General features: G+C 32.4%; 11 protein-coding genes and 2 rRNA genes. 9 read left to right on the top strand and 4 right to left on the bottom strand.

Annotation, left to right across the window (positions count from 1 at the left end; translation table 11 throughout):
- Positions 1-237: 237 nt before the first annotated feature.
- On the bottom strand, positions 238-2,550 hold the full coding sequence (locus V6U76_RS01100) for an AAA family ATPase (RefSeq protein WP_333023178.1): 2,313 nt from the start codon (positions 2,548-2,550) through the stop codon (positions 238-240).
- 375 nt (positions 2,551-2,925) lie between these two features.
- Between V6U76_RS01100 and V6U76_RS01095 the strand changes: the two genes are divergently transcribed.
- The 9 genes from V6U76_RS01095 (at position 2,926) to V6U76_RS01055 (ending at position 15,354) form a co-directional block, all read left to right on the top strand.
- Positions 2,926-4,164 (top strand): pyruvate dehydrogenase complex dihydrolipoamide acetyltransferase, encoded by a 1,239-nt coding sequence (locus tag V6U76_RS01095; protein WP_333023177.1) that lies wholly within the window; start codon positions 2,926-2,928, stop codon positions 4,162-4,164.
- Between the two features lie 22 nt (positions 4,165-4,186).
- Positions 4,187-4,996, top strand: coding sequence for a CAF17-like 4Fe-4S cluster assembly/insertion protein YgfZ (ygfZ, locus tag V6U76_RS01090; protein ID WP_333023176.1), 810 nt, complete (start codon positions 4,187-4,189; stop codon positions 4,994-4,996).
- Between the two features lie 63 nt (positions 4,997-5,059).
- A complete protein-coding gene (locus V6U76_RS01085) occupies positions 5,060-6,310 on the top strand; it encodes a hypothetical protein (RefSeq protein ID WP_333023175.1) in 1,251 nt (416 codons plus the stop codon).
- Positions 6,311-6,530: 220 nt separating this feature from the next.
- A 23S ribosomal RNA gene (locus V6U76_RS01080) occupies positions 6,531-9,321 on the top strand.
- Positions 9,322-9,373: 52 nt separating this feature from the next.
- A 5S ribosomal RNA gene (rrf, locus tag V6U76_RS01075) occupies positions 9,374-9,481 on the top strand.
- Between the two features lie 321 nt (positions 9,482-9,802).
- Entirely contained in the window at positions 9,803-10,084 is a 282-nt protein-coding gene (locus tag V6U76_RS01070) for a co-chaperone GroES (protein WP_333023179.1), read from the top strand.
- Between the two features lie 96 nt (positions 10,085-10,180).
- On the top strand, positions 10,181-11,824 hold the full coding sequence (gene groL, locus V6U76_RS01065; RefSeq protein WP_333023174.1) for a chaperonin GroEL: 1,644 nt from the start codon (positions 10,181-10,183) through the stop codon (positions 11,822-11,824).
- A gap of 271 nt (positions 11,825-12,095) precedes the next feature.
- A complete protein-coding gene (locus tag V6U76_RS01060) occupies positions 12,096-13,268 on the top strand; it encodes an NADH-quinone oxidoreductase subunit D (protein ID WP_333023173.1) in 1,173 nt (390 codons plus the stop codon).
- A 121-nt stretch (positions 13,269-13,389) separates the two neighbouring features.
- On the top strand, positions 13,390-15,354 hold the full coding sequence (locus tag V6U76_RS01055; RefSeq protein ID WP_333023172.1) for a hypothetical protein: 1,965 nt from the start codon (positions 13,390-13,392) through the stop codon (positions 15,352-15,354).
- 59 nt (positions 15,355-15,413) lie between these two features.
- Here V6U76_RS01055 and V6U76_RS01050 read toward each other — a convergent pair whose 3' ends face one another.
- From V6U76_RS01050 to V6U76_RS01040, 3 genes are all read right to left on the bottom strand, one after another.
- Positions 15,414-16,544: a hypothetical protein gene (locus tag V6U76_RS01050; protein ID WP_333023171.1), complete on the bottom strand. Its 1,131-nt coding sequence runs from the start codon at positions 16,542-16,544 to the stop codon at positions 15,414-15,416.
- Positions 16,505-16,711: a hypothetical protein gene (locus V6U76_RS01045; RefSeq protein ID WP_333023170.1), complete on the bottom strand. Its 207-nt coding sequence runs from the start codon at positions 16,709-16,711 to the stop codon at positions 16,505-16,507. The genes V6U76_RS01050 and V6U76_RS01045 overlap by 40 nt, the downstream gene beginning before the upstream one ends.
- Positions 16,712-16,717: 6 nt before the next feature.
- Positions 16,718-17,551, bottom strand: an 834-nt coding sequence (locus V6U76_RS01040) for a hypothetical protein (RefSeq protein WP_333023169.1), incomplete at its 5' end; no start/stop codon positions are given.

Genomic DNA, 17,551 nt, shown 5'->3' with positions numbered 1-17,551 from the left:
TACTTGATTTTCTATATTATAATGGTAATGGCGAAACTGCGGAAGCAAAAATTTTTGCCGCTCGCACTCCTATTAAGAAAAAATAAATATTTTACTTGATATTGCTTAGGTTTCTTCCTCAATTTCTCCAATTAAGCTAATTATCTTCCGGTTTTTCTAGTTTAGAAAAGAGGTATAACTTTGTTGAAAAAACAACTGTATTAATTTTTTATAGTGCATTGATATCCATGTAGAGACTTAAGTTATACGAAAAGCAACTTTTGCATTATTTATATAAATTCTTAATTTATTACCGTTTTTTAAGTCATAGCTTAATATTTTCTGCGCAAGATAACTTTTTATTTCTTTATCAATTATTCTTTCTATTGGGCGTGCTCCCATTTCTGTGTTATGATATAATTTTGCAATATAAAACTTTACCTCACTTTCTACTGTACAATCTATTCTTTGTTGCAAAAGTTGCTTTCTTAACTCTGAAATAAATTTTTCTATAACGAGCAAAATGACATTTTGTTCTAAAGTAGAAAATGATACAACAGCATCAAGACGATTACAAAACTCAGGACTAAAAACTTGCTTTACTGCCTTTTCACTATCACTAACACTATACATTTTATTTCCAAAACCAATAGACTCTTTACTATGCTCCAGTGCTCCTGCATTAGTAGTCATAATTAGAATCACATGAGTAAAATTAACTTTGCGACCAAAAGTGTCTGTAATACAGCCGTAATCCATAGCTTGTAACAATATGTTGTAAATATCGCTATGAGCTTTTTCAATCTCATCGAGAAGCACAACACTATATTGATTATTTAATACAGCATCGGTGAGTAGTCCACCTTGATCATAACCCAGGTAACCAGGAGGAGATCCAATCATTCTTGAAATTGTATGAGATTCTTTATATTCAGACATATCAAAACGTATAAGATTCATACCCATATTTATTGCTAGTTGTTTTGCGAGTTCAGTCTTGCCAACCCCTGTTGGTCCAGCAAAAAGATAACTAGCTAAAGGCTTGTCCTGATTCCTTAATCCAGACATAGCAATTTTTATAGAATTAACAATAGTTTCTATAGGTTTTTCTTGACCGAAAATTACCTTTTTTAAATTTTGTTCTAGAAATTGAATTTTCTTAAAGTCATTACATTCTGAGCCACACGGCATCTTAGTGATTCTAGTAATAATATTTTTAATATCTGTATGCCGTATGACTTTACTTCTCTTTTTTTGTAATTTATTGTATGCACCTGCTTCGTCAATAATATCAACAGCTTTGTCAGGCAGGACTCGCTCAGCAATATATCTGTGTGAAAGTTCAGCAGCAGATTTAATAGCACTTTTTGTATAATATACATCATGATATACTTCATAGTAACGTTTAATTCCACTCAATATTTTAATTGTTTCTTTGACGGAAGACTCTTTAATGTCAATGACTTGAAATCTTCTCGCAAGTGCTTTATCTTTTCCGAAACTTCTATTGTATTCTTTGTGAGTAGTTGCTCCTATGCAGCGTAATGTTCCTCTTGCTAATGCAGGTTTTAGCAAGTTACTTGCGTCAAGAAAGTTTCCACTTGTTGATCCAGCCCCTATTATGTTATGTATCTCGTCAATAAAGAGAATAGAATTACGCTTTATCTCCATTACTCTTATGATAGATTTTATTCTCTCTTCAAAATCCCCTCTGTAACGAGTTCCTTCGAGAAGAGAACCAAAATCCAAAGCATAAATTATGCTTGAATTTAATGGGCGTATGTTACCCTCAACGATTTTTAGTGCTAGACCTTCCACTATTGCTGTTTTTCCGACACCAGGATCACCAATATACATTGGATTATTTTTTTTACGCCTTAGTAATATTTCTACAGTACGATTTAATTCATAGGAACGTCCAATTACACAGTCTACTTTCTTATGTTTCGCATGGTCATTCAAATTAACGCAATAGTTATTAAAGACTTCTTCATCCTTTAGTATCTCATCATTTGCTTTAGGTGCAGAATTATCATTATTACCAGGTTTTTCTTTATGATCAGTAGTGCATTTCTTTTCATCATCAGAATACGCAGTATTTGATATCAAACTTATCAGGTTAAAGTTATTAATATTTTGTTTTAAGGAAAGATAATTACTAATATCTAGATTCTCTGTAGAGAGTATTTCTATAAAAACATTAGCTCCATTAATTTCTCTTTTTCCTATGCTGTGAGCATGTATTATTGCTTTGTGTATTATGCATTGAAATGTTGAGCTAGCTTGAATATCATGTACTTCACTAACTTTTAAGAGATGAAATTTATTGTATAATAAATTTTCTATATCATCACTACTTGAGTAATTGCATTCTATGCTGAGCTTGGAAAAAATACGCCTAACATCTATTAACTCACTTATCTTCATATTGCATTTTGATAAGATACGATTGACATCGATGTCACCTACTAGGGAAAGTAATAAATGTTCTAAGTCTGCATTAGTGTGATTGAGACTTGAAGCAATCAATAATGCTCTATTTAGGCTTGCTTCTAAGTTTTTAGAAATCATTTTTGAACCCTCCAAAGAAACTGTTAAGATACAAGTACATGCTAATTATTAAAAAAGTTGAAACTATATATTATATTTTCGAGATTAAATCTCTTTTGAAATAAAAAATCAACACTGAAAATATAATGTAGTTAATAATTTAAAAATTTGAATTGGATACAAAGGAAATCATGCTAGACTTCTCTGGTCTATTTTTATTTAGAATTGAGGTTGTATGTGTAAAATTATTAACTTATAACAAAAAAACTATTAAATACTTTACAATTTAAATATAAACTTGCTTGATTAAGATAGTTTATTGTTTATCACAATTAAATTGACATGTAGTATAGAATGATTTAAACAGATAAGTAATTTCAAGTAGGAAATAATGAGATGTCAATAGAAATATTAATGCCTGCGCTTTCTCCAACTATGAATAAAACTGGAGGGAAAATAGTTAAGTGGCATAAGAAAGAAGGAGAGAGAGTTGAAGTAGGTGACGTAATTGCAGAAATAGAAACTGATAAGGCTATTATGGAATTTGAATCAGTGGATGAAGGAATCATGGCTAAGATTTTAATTCCTGAGGGAACAAGTAATGTGCAAGTTAACCAAGTTATAGCATTAATGCTTGAAGAAGGGGAAGATCTTAATACATATTTAAGTAGTGAAAATAAAAAAGATATTCAAGAAGAAAATCAAGATTTAAGTATGGATTCTGCAAGCAATTCTTCAGTTAAACATGTAGCTATAGATGAGAAAAAACTATCAGCATCTAGTGTTATGGAGGAAAATATAAAAGACAGAATAAAAATAAGCCCATTGGCCAAAAAAATAGCGCAAGATAAAAATATAGATGTAAGCTCCATAAAAGGTACTGGTCCATACGGGCGTATAGTTAGAAACGATGTACTTAAAACTCTTGATCATAACACTACTACTTTAAATAATACTGGTAAGCTTACTGAGGTGAGTAACATGAGGAAAGTAATAGCTGAGCGTTTAACAGAGTCGAAACAAACTATACCGCATTTTTATTTAACATTAGATTGTAAGCTAGATAAGCTACTTTTAGTAAAGAATGAAGTTAATGCAGTAGATAGTAGTAATAGGGTTACAATAAATGATTTTATCATAAAAGCTGTTGCTTTGAGTATGAAATCTCACTCTGATATTAATTCTTCATGGATAGATAATAAAATTCTCAAGTATTCGAGTATAGATATTGCAGTTGCTGTAGCGCTAGATGATGGACTCATTACCCCTATCATTAAAGATGCAGATAAAAAAAGTATTTCATGCGTATCAAAAGAAATGAAGGATTTAGTAAATAGAGCAAAGTCTGGGAAACTAAAACCTGAAGAGTTTCAGGGGGGAGGGCTGACTATTTCTAATCTTGGTATGTTTGGCATAAAATGTTTCAGTGCAATTATTAATCCACCACAGTCTTGCATCATGGCTGTTGGAAAGTCAGAAAAGCAACCAGTAGTGATAAATAATAAACTTGAAATAGTGGAGATAATATCAATTACACTTTCTGTGGATCATAGGGTAGTAGATGGAGTGCTTGCAGCTAAATTTCTAAATACTTTTAAGAATTATATAGAGAACCCTATTGCTATACTTATTTAAAGTAGAATTTATTTAAAGTAGAATGAATAATTATGTACTATTACCTAATAGGGGAGTACTAAAGCTCTCAGGTCCAGATGTAAGAGGGTTTTTACAAGATGTCATAACGAATAATATAAATAAGCTGAATATACAGAAAGCAGTTTATTCTTTGCTACTTAATCCTCAAGGAAAGTATTTATATGATTTTTTTCTTATTGAAAATGGTAAAAATATCTTACTTGAATGTGAAAGTATCTATATAAATGGAATAGTTGAAAGACTTAATTTATTAAAAACATATCTTAGAGTAAAAATTCAAGATGTAAGTAAGCTATATAAAGTAGGAGTATCACTAAATTCTGATGCAGTTAATATAAATGAATTACAAATTACTTTTCAAGATCCAAGGCACGTAAATTTAGGTTTTAGGATAATTTCACCTATCGAGTTATGTTTAGATGAATCTGGAAATTTAAATGATTATGAATACGTTAGAATCAGTAATCTTATTCCAGATGGAATACGAGATATGGTGCAAAATGTATCATTCCCTCTTCAATACCTAATTGATAAAGTAAATGGTATAGATTTTAATAAAGGATGTTATATAGGGCAAGAGGTTGTAACAAGAATGAGTAGACAGCAAAGTCTAAGAAGAAAACTTTATCTCGTTAGCGGAGAAAATGATTTGCCAATTGCTGGTACTAAAATAATAAAAAGTGATGAAGAAATAGGTGAACTTCGCTCAAGTATAAAAAATATAGGGCTTGCTTTACTTTATACAGAGAAAGCGAGTAGTGAAAATGATAGTCTAATTCAAGCAAAGGATGTTAATATCTTAATTAAGTAGTTGATTTTTCACAATAAGTATGTAATAATTACATTATTAATTTATGTTAGTGAGGTAGTTATTATGAATTTAGAATTATGGAATAAATTATTTAATCGAGCTGTTGATTCGACACAATCAGGTGGTGAGGTAGTAAATGTATTACTATCTTCAATGCGTGAAGAAAAAGAATTGAGTAATGATGATAAAGAAGAGATTGATTTCACATTAAAACAATGGGAAAAAGTAAAAAATGATATCAATGCTTGTTTTTGGGTTGGTGGACAAGAAACGCGCAGCTTATATCCGTTATTACACATAGCAATTATGTGTGCAAATGAAAAAATTCTTGAAGCTTTAATAAAGGCAGGAGCAAATCCTTTGATAAAAGATGAAGATGGTAAAACAGCAAAACAGTTGCTTAATAAAATTAATCCATCACTTAAAGCGAGAGAAGATTTTGAAAGTTTTAAAGATACAGCAAATCCAATATTAGAAGAAGCAGAAAAGCAATTTAGAGATGCACAAAATGGAGTAAATGCTTTGTTTTGGAAAAATGAGTTTAATTTGGAACAAAGTAACCCATACCGTCCTCAAGTATTACAAAGATATCTTAGTGTATTCTTTCCATTAATGGAAAAAGAAGGATGGACGGCTCTGTCTAAGAAAAGCAATTCAGATATTTTAAAATTTGTAAAAGAAAAGAAAATGGCTTTAGCGCTTAATGTTGCTGTGGCTACTATAGCTGGGATATGTATAGGATATGCTTTAGGTATATGTGTGCTATCATCTGGACTTGGAGTTACTGCAGCAATTGCTATAGGATCGATATCTGGATTAATCTCAGGGATTTCAAGCTTAGGATTGCTTACAAATGCTTCAGAAGGAAGAAGTCAAATGAAAGGTGAACAAAAGTTAATGACAGGCAGACAAAAGTTAGAGGTTTTAGGATTTGGATTAGCTGGTGCTGCTTTAGCTATAACAGCAGTTGTATTGCCTTTAATTTTAGTACTTCCTTTACATGTACCTCTAATAGTTACTGCTGCGCTAGGATTTGGAATGTTTGGGTATAGTGTTTCTGCTTCTATATCTACAGATTGCATTATTAAAAAAGAAAATAAATCGTCTTTAACAGATAAAATGTCATCACTAAGTTTAGCAGGAGGTATAGAGTCAATAATTATGCTTATCCCTACTGCTTTCTTGGGATTTAAAGTATTAGCAAATTTGACATCCAATATTTGTACTTCTATAAAGAATTCATTAGATAAGGAACCTAAAAGTTTACTTACAGAAACGGTATCTTTATCAAATGAAAATACACATCATGTTTAATATATTATAAAATGGGAAAGTAATATTAAGTTTATCTTCATTGTTTTTTTATAAAACTTGTTGACATGCTTTTTATTACTTTCTATACTCTAATCAATAGAATTTAATTATTCTAAGTTTTGTAATAGATGTTTGATAAGTTTATAGGTAGAGATTTTAAATCTCAATTCAATTTTATTAAAATAATATTTAACTCTGCATATTCTACATATATTTTATAAATTAAATATAGTAAGAGCACTTGATGGATGCCTTGGTGTTAAGAGGCGATGAAGGACGTGGTAGGCTGCGATAAGCTACGGGTAATTGTCAACAAGTTCTAATCCGTAGATCTCCGAATGGGGGAACCCAATTAGTTTAACTAATTATTATATACTGAATAAATAGGTATATAAAGCAAACTTGGTGAACTGAAATATCTCAGTAGCCAAAGGAAAAGAAATCAAAAGAGATTCTGCTAGTAGTGACGAGCGAACGTAGAAAAGGCCAACAATTTGAAGATAAGAATTGGAATATTTTGGAAAAAGTAATCATAGAAGGTGATAATCCTGTACAAGTAGAAAGTTTTCAAATTTTTGAGTAGGGCGGGACACGTGAAATCCTGTTTGAATATAGGGGGACCATCCTCTAAGCCTAAATACTCCTTAACAACCGATAGTGAACAAGTACCGTGAGGGAAAGGTGAAAAGAACCCCGGGAGGGGAGTGAAATAGATCCTGAAATTAAGTGCTTACAAACAGTTGGAGCTTTATAATTTTTTTTTATAGAAGTAATTTTATAATTTAAATTATTAAAGTGACAGCGTACCTTTTGCATAATGGGTCAGCGAGTTAATCTATAGAGCAAGCTTAAGCCGTTAGGTGTAGGCGTAGCGAAAGCAAGTCTGAATAGGGCGATTTAGTTTTATGGATTAGACCCGAAACCAAGTGATCTAGTCATGGCCAGATTGAAGGTATGGTAAGACATACTGAAGGATCGAACCAGTTACTGTTGCAACAGTATTGGATGAGCTGTGATTAGGGGTGAAAGGCCAATCAAACTTGGAAATAGCTGGTTCTCCGCGAAATCTATTTAGGTAGAGCGTTGTATTTATAATATTGGGGGTAGAGCACTGGATAGACTAGGGGGATTCATCATCTTACCAAATCTAACTAAACTCCGAATACCAATATTAAATTGTACAGCAGACACACTATAGGTGCTAAGTCTATAGTGGAAAGGGAAACAGCCCAGACCACCATCTAAGGTCCCTAAATTACAGCTAAGTGGGGAAGGAAGTGGAAGAACCATGACAGCTAGGAGGTAGGCTTGGAAGCAGCCATCCTTTAAAGAAAGCGTAACAGCTCACTTGTCTAAATAAGTTTTTCTGCGCCGAAAATGTAACGGGGCTTAAGTTGTATACCGAAGATGTGGGTACCTATAATATATAGGTACGGTAGCGGAGCGTTCTGTAAGTCTGTGAAGATAACTTGTAAAGGTTATTGGAGATATCAGAAGTGAGAATGCTGACATAAGTAGCGTAAAAGAGTGTGAAAATCACTCTCACCGAAAATCTAAGGTTTCCTACGTTAAGTCAATCTGCGTAGGGTTAGTCGGTTCCTAAGGCAAGTCCGTAAAGGAGTAGTCGATGGCAATTAGGTTAATATTCCTAAACCTCTTAAGTGTGACGGGTTTTCTATTTGTATAGATCTTATCGGATTGATCTATGCTTAAAAAAAGCTCCAGGAAATAGCACTTATATTTATGAGGCCGTACCGTAAACCGACACTGGTAGATAAGTAGAGTATACTAAGGTGTTGAAAGAATGATGTTGAAGGAACTCGGCAAATTATACCTGTAACTTCGGGAGAAGGGTAGCCTATTTTTAGGTAACTATTGGTAGGTGGCACAAAATAGGGAGTAGCGACTGTTTACTAAAAACACAGGACTCTGCAAACACGTAAGTGGAAGTATAGGGTCTGACGCCTGCCCGGTGCTGGAAGGTTAATAGGAGGGGTGCAAGCTCTGAATTGAAGCCCCAGTAAACGGCGGCCGTAACACTGACGGTCCTAAGGTAGCGAAATTCCTTGTCGGGTAAGTTCCGACCCGCACGAATGGCGTAACGATTTCTCCACTGTCTCCAACATCATTTCAGCGAAATTGAATTCCCCGTGCAGATGCGGGGTACCCGCGGTTAGACGAAGAGACCCCGTGCACCTTTACTATAGCTTTACATTGATATCAAAGACATGATGTGCAGGATAAGTGGGAGACTTTGAAGTTATAGCGCAAGCTATAATGGAGTCGTTGTTGAGATACCACTCTTTATATTTTTGATATCTAACTATGCTTCATTAACTGGAGCTAGGACATTGTATGGTGGGTAGTTTGACTGGGGCGGTCGCCTCCTAAAAAGTAACGGAGGCGTGCGAAGGTAGGCTAGAGCTGGTCGGAAATCAGCTTGATAGTATAATGGTATAAGCCTGCCTGACTGCGAGGCTGACAAGCCAAGCAGAGACGAAAGTCGGTCATAGTGATCCGGTGATTCTGTATGGAAGGGTCATCGCTCAACGGATAAAAGGTACGCCGGGGATAACAGGCTGATGGTGTTTAAGAGTTCATATCGACGACACCGTTTGGCACCTCGATGTCGACTCATCACATCCTGGGGCTGGAGAAGGTCCCAAGGGTTCGGCTGTTCGCCGATTAAAGTGATACGTGAGTTGGGTTTAGAACGTCGTGAGACAGTTCGGTTTCTATCTGCCGTGGGTGAAAGGAAATTTGAGAAGATCTGGCTCTAGTACGAGAGGACCGAGATGGATATACCTCTGGTGTACCAGTTGTTGTGCCAACAGCATCGCTGGGTAGCTAAGTATAGATAAGATAATTGCTGAAAGCATATAAGCAAGAAACTTTCTTCAAAAAGATTTCCCAATTAAGGCCGTGGAAGATTACCACGTTGATAGATTAGGTGTGGAAGTATGGTAACATATGAAGCTAACTAATACTAATAGCCTGATTGATTTTGTTTATTAATATGTGTGTGTATGCAGTGTTAAATATTAGGTTAATTTTTTTTATAAACTTGGTGATTATAGCAGAGGTGTAACACCCGATTACATTTCGAACTCGGAAGTGAAAAACTCTTGCGCCTATGGTACTTGAATAAGGGAGAGTCGGTCATTGCCAAGTTTATAAAATCATATTTTTTTAATAATTATAATCTTAACTTATTTAGTGTTTGTATCACTTTGTTAGTAAAGGATGGGGTCGTATTGTTTTTATTTATGACTTTTAAAGAAAATCACAAAAGAATATAATATACTTGAAGCTGAGATTTTTGGTAAGAATATCATTGTGTATTCAGTGGTACTGAATAAGTTTTAACTTGATCATTCTTTATATTGTGGTTATTAAGTTTTTTCATTTAATTAAAGATATAGCCCTTGAAATGAGGTTATGAGATGTATATATTACTTTTAAATATTAATATAGGAGAGATAAATGTCTAAGATAAGCTTAAAAATATTATATGATAATGTGTTAATAAAGCCTTTTAGTGAAAAAGAGCAAGGTGGCATTATGCTTCCGTCAAATTCAGAAAAGAAGCCTACTAAAGGTGAAGTAGTAGCAGTTGGTAAAGGTTCTCGTGATTCAAACGGTCATTTTATTGAGTTGACTGTAAAAGCTGGTGATAAGGTTTTTTATCGTCAGTGGGCTGGAACAGAAATAGAACATGATAATAATAAATTTGTTCTCATGAAAGAATCTGATTTACTTGCTATTATTGAGTAAGTTTTAGATCTAAGTATATATATATAATGTTGTATACTTTGACTAAATGTTTTTATTGTAAGTTTTGTAAATTTATTGTTAATAAGAGGTGATAAAATGGCTAATATAATAGTATCAGGCGAGGCTTTGCAGAAAGCTATTCGTGAAGTTGCAAAAATGGTAGACTCAACAGTTGGGGTGACTGGAGGTCCTAAAGGGCTGACAGTAGGAATAAGTAAGCCTTATGGTGCGCCAGAGGTTACGAAAGATGGTTATAAAGTAATGAAGAGTATAAAGCCTGAAGAGCCTTTAAATTCTGCTATTGCAGGAATATTTGCTCAAAGTTGTTCTCAATGTAATGATAAGGTTGGTGATGGTACAACAACATCTTCTATATTGACTAGTAATATTATACTTGAGGCTTCAAAATCTATTGCTGCTGGTAGTGATCGTGTTTCTATTAAAAACGGAATGCTAAAAGCAAAAGATGTTGTGTTAAAAGAAATAGAGTCTATGTCCCGCACTATTTCTTTGGATAAAATGGATGAGGTTGCTCAGGTAGCTGTAATTTCTGCAAATGGTGACAAAGATATAGGAAATAGTATTGCAGATTCTGTGAAAAAGGTAGGAAAAGAAGGTGTAATTACTGTTGAAGAAAGTAAAGGGTCTAAGGAATTAGAAGTTGAGCTTACTACTGGTATGCAATTTGATCGTGGTTATCTTTCTCCTTATTTTGTTACAAATAACGAGAAGATGACAGTAGAGCTTGATGATCCATATGTATTAATTACAGAGAAGAAATTAAGTATTATACAACCATTACTTCCTATTCTTGAGTCTGTTGTTAAGTCTGGTAGACCTTTATTTATTATTGCAGAAGATATTGAAGGTGAAGCGCTAAGTACTTTAGTAATAAACAAATTACGGGGTGGGCTCAAGGTTTCTGCAGTTAAAGCTCCTGGTTTTGGTGATCGAAGAAAGGAAATGCTTGAAGATATAGCTACATTAACTGGTGCTAAGTATGTGATCAAGGATGAACTTGGAATAAAGTTGGAGGATATTGCTTTAGAAGATCTTGGAACTGCTAAGAACATTAAGGTTAGTAAAGATTACACTACAATTGTTACTGAAAATAGTGATTCTGATGGTGTAAAGGCTAGAATTAAGCAGATAAAATCTCAAATTGAAACTTCAACTTCTGATTATGATAAAGAAAAATTAAGAGAACGTTTAGCAAAGTTATCTGGTGGGGTTGCTGTGCTTAAAGTTGGTGGAGCAACTGAAGTGGAAGTAAAGGAACGTAGAGATAGAGTTGAGGATGCATTACATGCAACAAGAGCTGCTATTGAAGAGGGTATAGTACCTGGCGGTGGTGTTGCTCTCCTTTATACTTTATCTGCTCTTGAAAAGTTAAAAGGTGTAACTGAAGAAGAGCAAGTTGGTATTAATATTATCAAAAAAGTTCTTTTTGCTCCAATTAGAAGGTTGGTTAAAAATGCTGGTCTTGATCCTGCTGTAATAATTGATCATTTAATAAAGCAAAGTGATAAAGAGCTCATATATAATGTTGAGACTATGAATTATGCAAATGCATTTACAGCTGGTGTCATTGATCCTGCAAAGGTAGTTCGTATAGCTTTTGAAACAGCTGTGTCTGTTGCAGTTATACTAATTACTACTGAATCTATGGTAGTTGATTTACCAAGTAAAGATGATAATTCTTCTGCACCTATGGGTGGAGGAGGAATGGGAGGATTCTAAGTAGATAATGTTTACTTAGTTGATTTTTTATTGTTGCTCAATCACTATAAGTTTTCTTATAGTGATTGAGTTTTTGTTGTATGTATATATGTTCCTATTTTGAATAAGCTTCATAGGTTATATATCTTTAATCCATATTTATTTCTCAAATGTTAGTTCTCTGATTCCTAAGGTATAATATACTTTAACTTGAGTAGTAAGCTTTTTAAAATTGACTTTTAATGTGCCTTATTTGTAGAATACTAATGTTTTAGTCTTTTAACTACTAAGTATGCCAGATCTAAGAACAATGACATTAAATTTTGGGCCGCAACATCCAGCTGCACACGGGGTTCTTCGTCTTGTCTTGGAGATGGATGGTGAAGTAATTGAAAGGGCAGATCCTCATATTGGACTTTTACATCGTGGCACTGAAAAATTAATAGAGTACAAGACTTATCTTCAAGCTTTACCTTATTTTGATCGTTTGGATTATGTATCACCAATGTCACAAGAACATGCATATTCATTATGTGTAGAAAAATTATTGCAATGTGAAATCCCAATCAGAGCAAAATATTTACGTATTTTGTTTTGTGAGCTTACAAGAATATTGAATCATTTATTGAATATTTCTGCTCAAGCATTGGATCTTGGTGCGACAACTCCTCTTTTATGGTTGTTTGAAGAGAGAGAAAAAATACTTTCATTCTATGAGAGAGCTTCTGGTGCAAGATTTCATGCAGCATATATTAGACCTGGAGGTGTTGCAGCTGATATCCCTGATGGATTAGCTGAAGATATTGCGAAATTTATAGAAGAGTTTCCAAAATATATAGATGATATCGATACTTTACTCACAGAAAATAGAATTTGGAAGCAGCGTACTGTAGGAATTGGTGCTATGACATTAGAACAGGCTCTTGATTGGGGTTTTAGCGGTCCTATGATCAGAGCTTCTGGTCTTGCTTGGGATTTGAGAAAAAGCCAGCCATATGAGATATATGATCAACTAGATTTTGATATACCAATAGGTCAAAATGGTGATTGCTATGATCGATATTTGGTTAGAATGGCAGAGATTAGGCAGTCTATTAGCTTAGTAAAGCAATGTATAGATAGGCTTCCTAAAGGTCCTGTAAAAACTGAGGATAGGAAAATTTCTCCACCACCGAGAGCAGAAATGAAGGAGTCTATGGAAGCCATGATTCATCATTTTAAGCTTTATTCAGAGGGATATCGTGTTCCTAAAGGTGAAACTTACGTTGCTGTTGAGGCACCAAAAGGTGAATTTGGGGTGTACATAGTTTCTGATGGAACAAATAAACCGTATAGGTGCCGCATTAGAGCTCCAGGGTTTGCACATTTACAAGCTTTAGATTTTATGGCAAGAGGTCATATGCTTGCTGATGTTGCTGCAATTCTTGGTTCTCTCGATATTGTTTTTGGTGAAATAGATAGGTAGTTTAGAATTATCTAAATATAGTATATTTTCCTGTAAAAACTTTATTAAAAATATGTAGTATAATTTTCAGTATTCTATTTATTGAATACTATATTATAATCTTGGATAAATTAATCAATGCATGGTATATACATTCGAAAAAGAGATTGGAAAACAATTTGATTTACTGAATTTTAGAGGTACTCATATTCAGCGGATCCTTGACCTCTTAAAAACTTGGTGGAATTTTGGTTTTAGTTATGTAGTACAAAAATTACCTTTAGCTAATAAATTTCAACAATTATCAGTAGAAGAAAAAAATTTATACTTTTTAAAATGGTTTGAAGAAAGAACAGAACCGATAGATGAAGTTAATGATGTAGAAAGAGCGCTAGATAACTTTTTTCATAAAAAATTGAAAGAAAAATTTGGAAAGAGTGCAGAACTATTTATTAATAGTAATTCTGATGAATTAAAAAATTTTTCGGACTTGAAAGAAAGAGCTGAATATCTTCTTGAAAATAATAGAGGAGATGAAGATAAAATTTTAGAGGCAGCACAAGAATTAGAGAAGATAGGATACCTTCCTACTAAAGGATATCTGTATTGCCGTTACATCGCTAAAGTAATAATACTATTTAAAAGCAATGACATATTAGATCAACAGGAAGAAATTTATGAACAAGAGAAGAAGAATTGCAAAGACTTCTTATGTAAAATTAATAAATTTAAAGAATATTTAAAAATTAAAGCAGGAGCAAATGAATATTTTAATTCTAAAGAAAAGTTAATTTCTAAATTCCTTATATTTTCAGATAAAATAAGTAACCGCTCAGGATCAATAGCATTAATAAATGTTGTTCTTTTAAGTACAGCTGTATGCTTTAGATTGACAGAAACAAAAGATGAAGAAAGTCAGTTACTATCACCAAGTGGCTTAAGTACTTTTTCAAATATACTTGTTTCTATGTTACTTATTTTTTCGTCTCTACCTAAGATTATATTTTTAAACTCAAAACAAAGAGTAATTCGTGATTATATTTTTAAATATTTTGAAAATAATAACGTAAATGACCTTCAGTTTTTAGAACAAAATATTCCTAGTTTTTTAAATAATAAAGTAATGATGGGAACAACTATTCTTAGATGGTGTATAAATTTAGCATTACAGCCAGTAGATTTAATAAAGCACAACTTTATAGATAATATGTTGCGTTTAGTCTTACCATTGATTGTTCCTGCTGGCTTAGTAGAAATAAAAAATAGGGGTGAATTTTTTATAAATTGTCAGTTTAATGAATATTTGATTCAAAATCACAGTAATATAGACGTTAATGATATACATTTTAAACGTTTTTATTATTTAATATACGAGCAAAATAAAGATAAAGATGAAGTAGTAAAAGAACTTAAACGTATATATATAAAGTTAACTGGAGAAACAAAGATTGATTTTAATACAATCATTACTGAAAAAGAAAAAAAACAAATACGAGGATATAAGGTGCAATATTCAAGTATTATTTATACTGCTATGTTTTTTACACTAATTTTAGGGTATGCACTTTCATATAGAAGTCAACAAAACATTACTTGGTATCAAGATCCATTATTCTATGTTGATCTTTTTTTAGTCAAATCTATGCGTATTGGATCTTTGTGTGTGTCTAGATATTATGCCAGTAAAATTACTGAATATGTATTAGATAAAAAGCTTACTGACAATGAATATTATCAACGTTTTTTTCATAGTGATATGTTTAGATTGATAGGGGCAACTATGACACTAATAATGTTCGAATCTTCAAATAATCTGAGTGCACTTAGCTCAGCAAAATTGCTTGATGTGTTAATGACGTCCTTGCCAGACATGAGATCTTCTAACGCAATGGCTACATGTGATGATGTTAATACTAAAAATTTAATAATAAAGAAGTTAAGTTTAACGGATGATAGGCAGGAAGGGGAGGGCGAGCAAGGCAGCTCAACTTCTTTAGAAGAAAGTACTTCAAATGAAAACAGAAAGCTATTACATGATCAACCAGGTGCAAGCTTTAATGTAGACAGATTAGAAAGTTTTTCTACCACTGAAGTTACTCGTTTATGATTATTGTTTATTTCAGTAGAACAATATTTTTATCTAACTTGTCTTATAGTGAATTATAACTATATTCCCCTTCCTTTATCTTTATTATCGACTACTGGTGTTGCTTGCGGGCCTGATAATTTTGAAGGTGGTTGATCATGGTTCTTATTAATTTTAGATTTTTTCATAGATAATTTATCATTTTTATTAAGTTGTTCAAGTACATTAGCTGCTTTCTTTATAATCTCAGGGTCTATTGAGGTTGAAGAAGATTTTGGATTACTTATTTTTTTATATGTTCTCTCTGGCTCTAATGGATTTTGAAGACCTTTTTCGAGAATTGGGTTATCCATTATACTCCATGCTACCTTTGGCTTTAATGGAGTTTTCAATCCATCAGGAACTGACTGATCCATAATATTTTTTTCTGGGTTATTCTTCTCTCTCTGTTTCGTGAATAATTCATTTTTATATAAATCTGTATTTTGTAATTCAAGTTTTTGTGATAATTTTTTATTTTCTTCCCTTAAGGACTGATTTTCTTTTATTAAATTATTATTATTCTGTTCTAGCGTACTGTTTTCATTGGTTAAGATTAAGTTCTCACCTTTTAATTCTTGCAACTCACTTTTTAAACTTTTATTTTCTTCCAGCAGTAAGTTATTTTGTATGTCCTTTTCCTCTAAATGTTTTTTTGATTTATGTATGCTTTTTTCTTGATTATTTAATTTTTCTTCTAGTACACGTCGTACTTTTTCATGTGAGTTGTGTAACTCTTTGATAGCCTCATCTTTCTCTGTCGTTAATGCATCATTTTTCTTTTTCTGAATATCTAAGTTTTTTCTTAGTTCTGTTATTTCTTTTAATAAATCCTCATTAATGCTATTCAAATTTTGACTTTCTCTTTTTTGATTATCCAGATTTTTAACCAATCCACTATTATGGGTTTTTAATGCATTAAATTCATTAACTGATTTTTCTAATTTTGCTTCTAAAACTCTCTGCTCAGTGATTTGATCTTGTGGATTTTTTATTCTTTTTTCTAATGTATTTATAAGATCATTTTTGCTTTTTATTAAAAATTTATTCTCATTTTTTAATTCTTCTATTTGTGTATTATCATGTTCTAAGAAATATTTATTAGCGTTTTTCAACGCAGCTTTGTCTATTGTTAGTCTATTAACCTGATGTTGTAGATTTTCTTTTCCCATTTTGTTTTTTCTAGCAATTTTGTTATATCATCTATTTTAGATTCTAACTGGCTTATTTTTTCTATAGCCTCTTGTGAAAACAATCCAGTAGACGAAGAAGACAAAGTATTCAAGAAGTCATTACTGTTTGATAACGATTCTGAATCAGACTGATAACCAGAAGACAAAGAACTTTATGACAAATTAGATTCATTGTAAGAATTCTCATGAGATTTATTAGCTTGATTTCTATGTCTAGGAGTAGGACGTAATTTCTGTGCTGCTTGATTTGCGCTAGTAGGGGTAATATCTTCACCTAGTGATTTTCCTTCGTATATCTCTTTCACTTTTGTTCTATTCTTTAAGTAGTTCTCTAAAGACTCACTTAAACTATTTCCATTTAAGAAAACTTCTTCATTCGTTTTTACTGAGTTTAGTATAGTGTTTTTATCTACAGTGCTATCTTTTCCAATTTTAAAATCTTTAATAGTACTAATTCCATTGCTACCCACTTCCACAATTAATGTATAGTCTATTTCACCTGCTCTCCACTTAATAGTCATTTCAGAAGGTGAGTTTGTCTTGCTAAAATCATAATATCTCTTGCCATCTTCTTTTTTTAATGCAATTTCATTACCCTCACTAAGATAAATATTAAAATTATCATAATCTTCTAGGGCCATAAATTTATTCATCTCTATCGGTTTTGGATTATCACTTTGAAGTCTAATATTTAGGCTGTTATCTAAAGATTTGTATCCCAGCCATTCCTGACATAATGACTCTTTTATTTTTTTATTTACTTCTCTATTTACTTTTTTTATTGCACCAAACTCTTTTCCTTTTATCTTTTCATAGTGACCATGATCTAATCCACTTATAAAATTCCATATCAACTCTTCTTTTTCTAAATTTTCTATTATTTGAGTCGGATCATTGTTAGATTTTATAATATCTAAAATTTTTTCTTTAATATTTTTATCATTCTTGATTGGAGTTGAAGTTAAATTTACATTCTCACTTATTTC

This window comes from Wolbachia endosymbiont of Pentidionis agamae, assembly GCF_036711655.1.
Classification (GTDB): domain Bacteria; phylum Pseudomonadota; class Alphaproteobacteria; order Rickettsiales; family Anaplasmataceae; genus JAZHPY01.
The sequence above is the reverse complement of the archived record's forward strand: the minus strand, read 5'-3'. Positions and strand labels throughout refer to the sequence as shown.

Bases quoted from the DNA above. Each gene is read 5' to 3' on its own strand.
- V6U76_RS01100 (WP_333023178.1), bottom strand. From the start codon at position 2,550: ATGATTTCTAAAAACTTAGAAGCAAGCCTAAATAGAGCATTATTGATT.
- V6U76_RS01095 (WP_333023177.1), top strand. From the start codon at position 2,926: ATGTCAATAGAAATATTAATGCCTGCGCTTTCTCCAACTATGAATAAA.
- ygfZ (WP_333023176.1), top strand. From the start codon at position 4,187: ATGAATAATTATGTACTATTACCTAATAGGGGAGTACTAAAGCTCTCA.
- V6U76_RS01085 (WP_333023175.1), top strand. From the start codon at position 5,060: ATGAATTTAGAATTATGGAATAAATTATTTAATCGAGCTGTTGATTCG.
- groL (WP_333023174.1), top strand. From the start codon at position 10,181: ATGGCTAATATAATAGTATCAGGCGAGGCTTTGCAGAAAGCTATTCGT.
- V6U76_RS01060 (WP_333023173.1), top strand. From the start codon at position 12,096: ATGCCAGATCTAAGAACAATGACATTAAATTTTGGGCCGCAACATCCA.
- V6U76_RS01055 (WP_333023172.1), top strand. From the start codon at position 13,390: ATGGTATATACATTCGAAAAAGAGATTGGAAAACAATTTGATTTACTG.
- V6U76_RS01050 (WP_333023171.1), bottom strand. From the start codon at position 16,544: ATGGGAAAAGAAAATCTACAACATCAGGTTAATAGACTAACAATAGAC.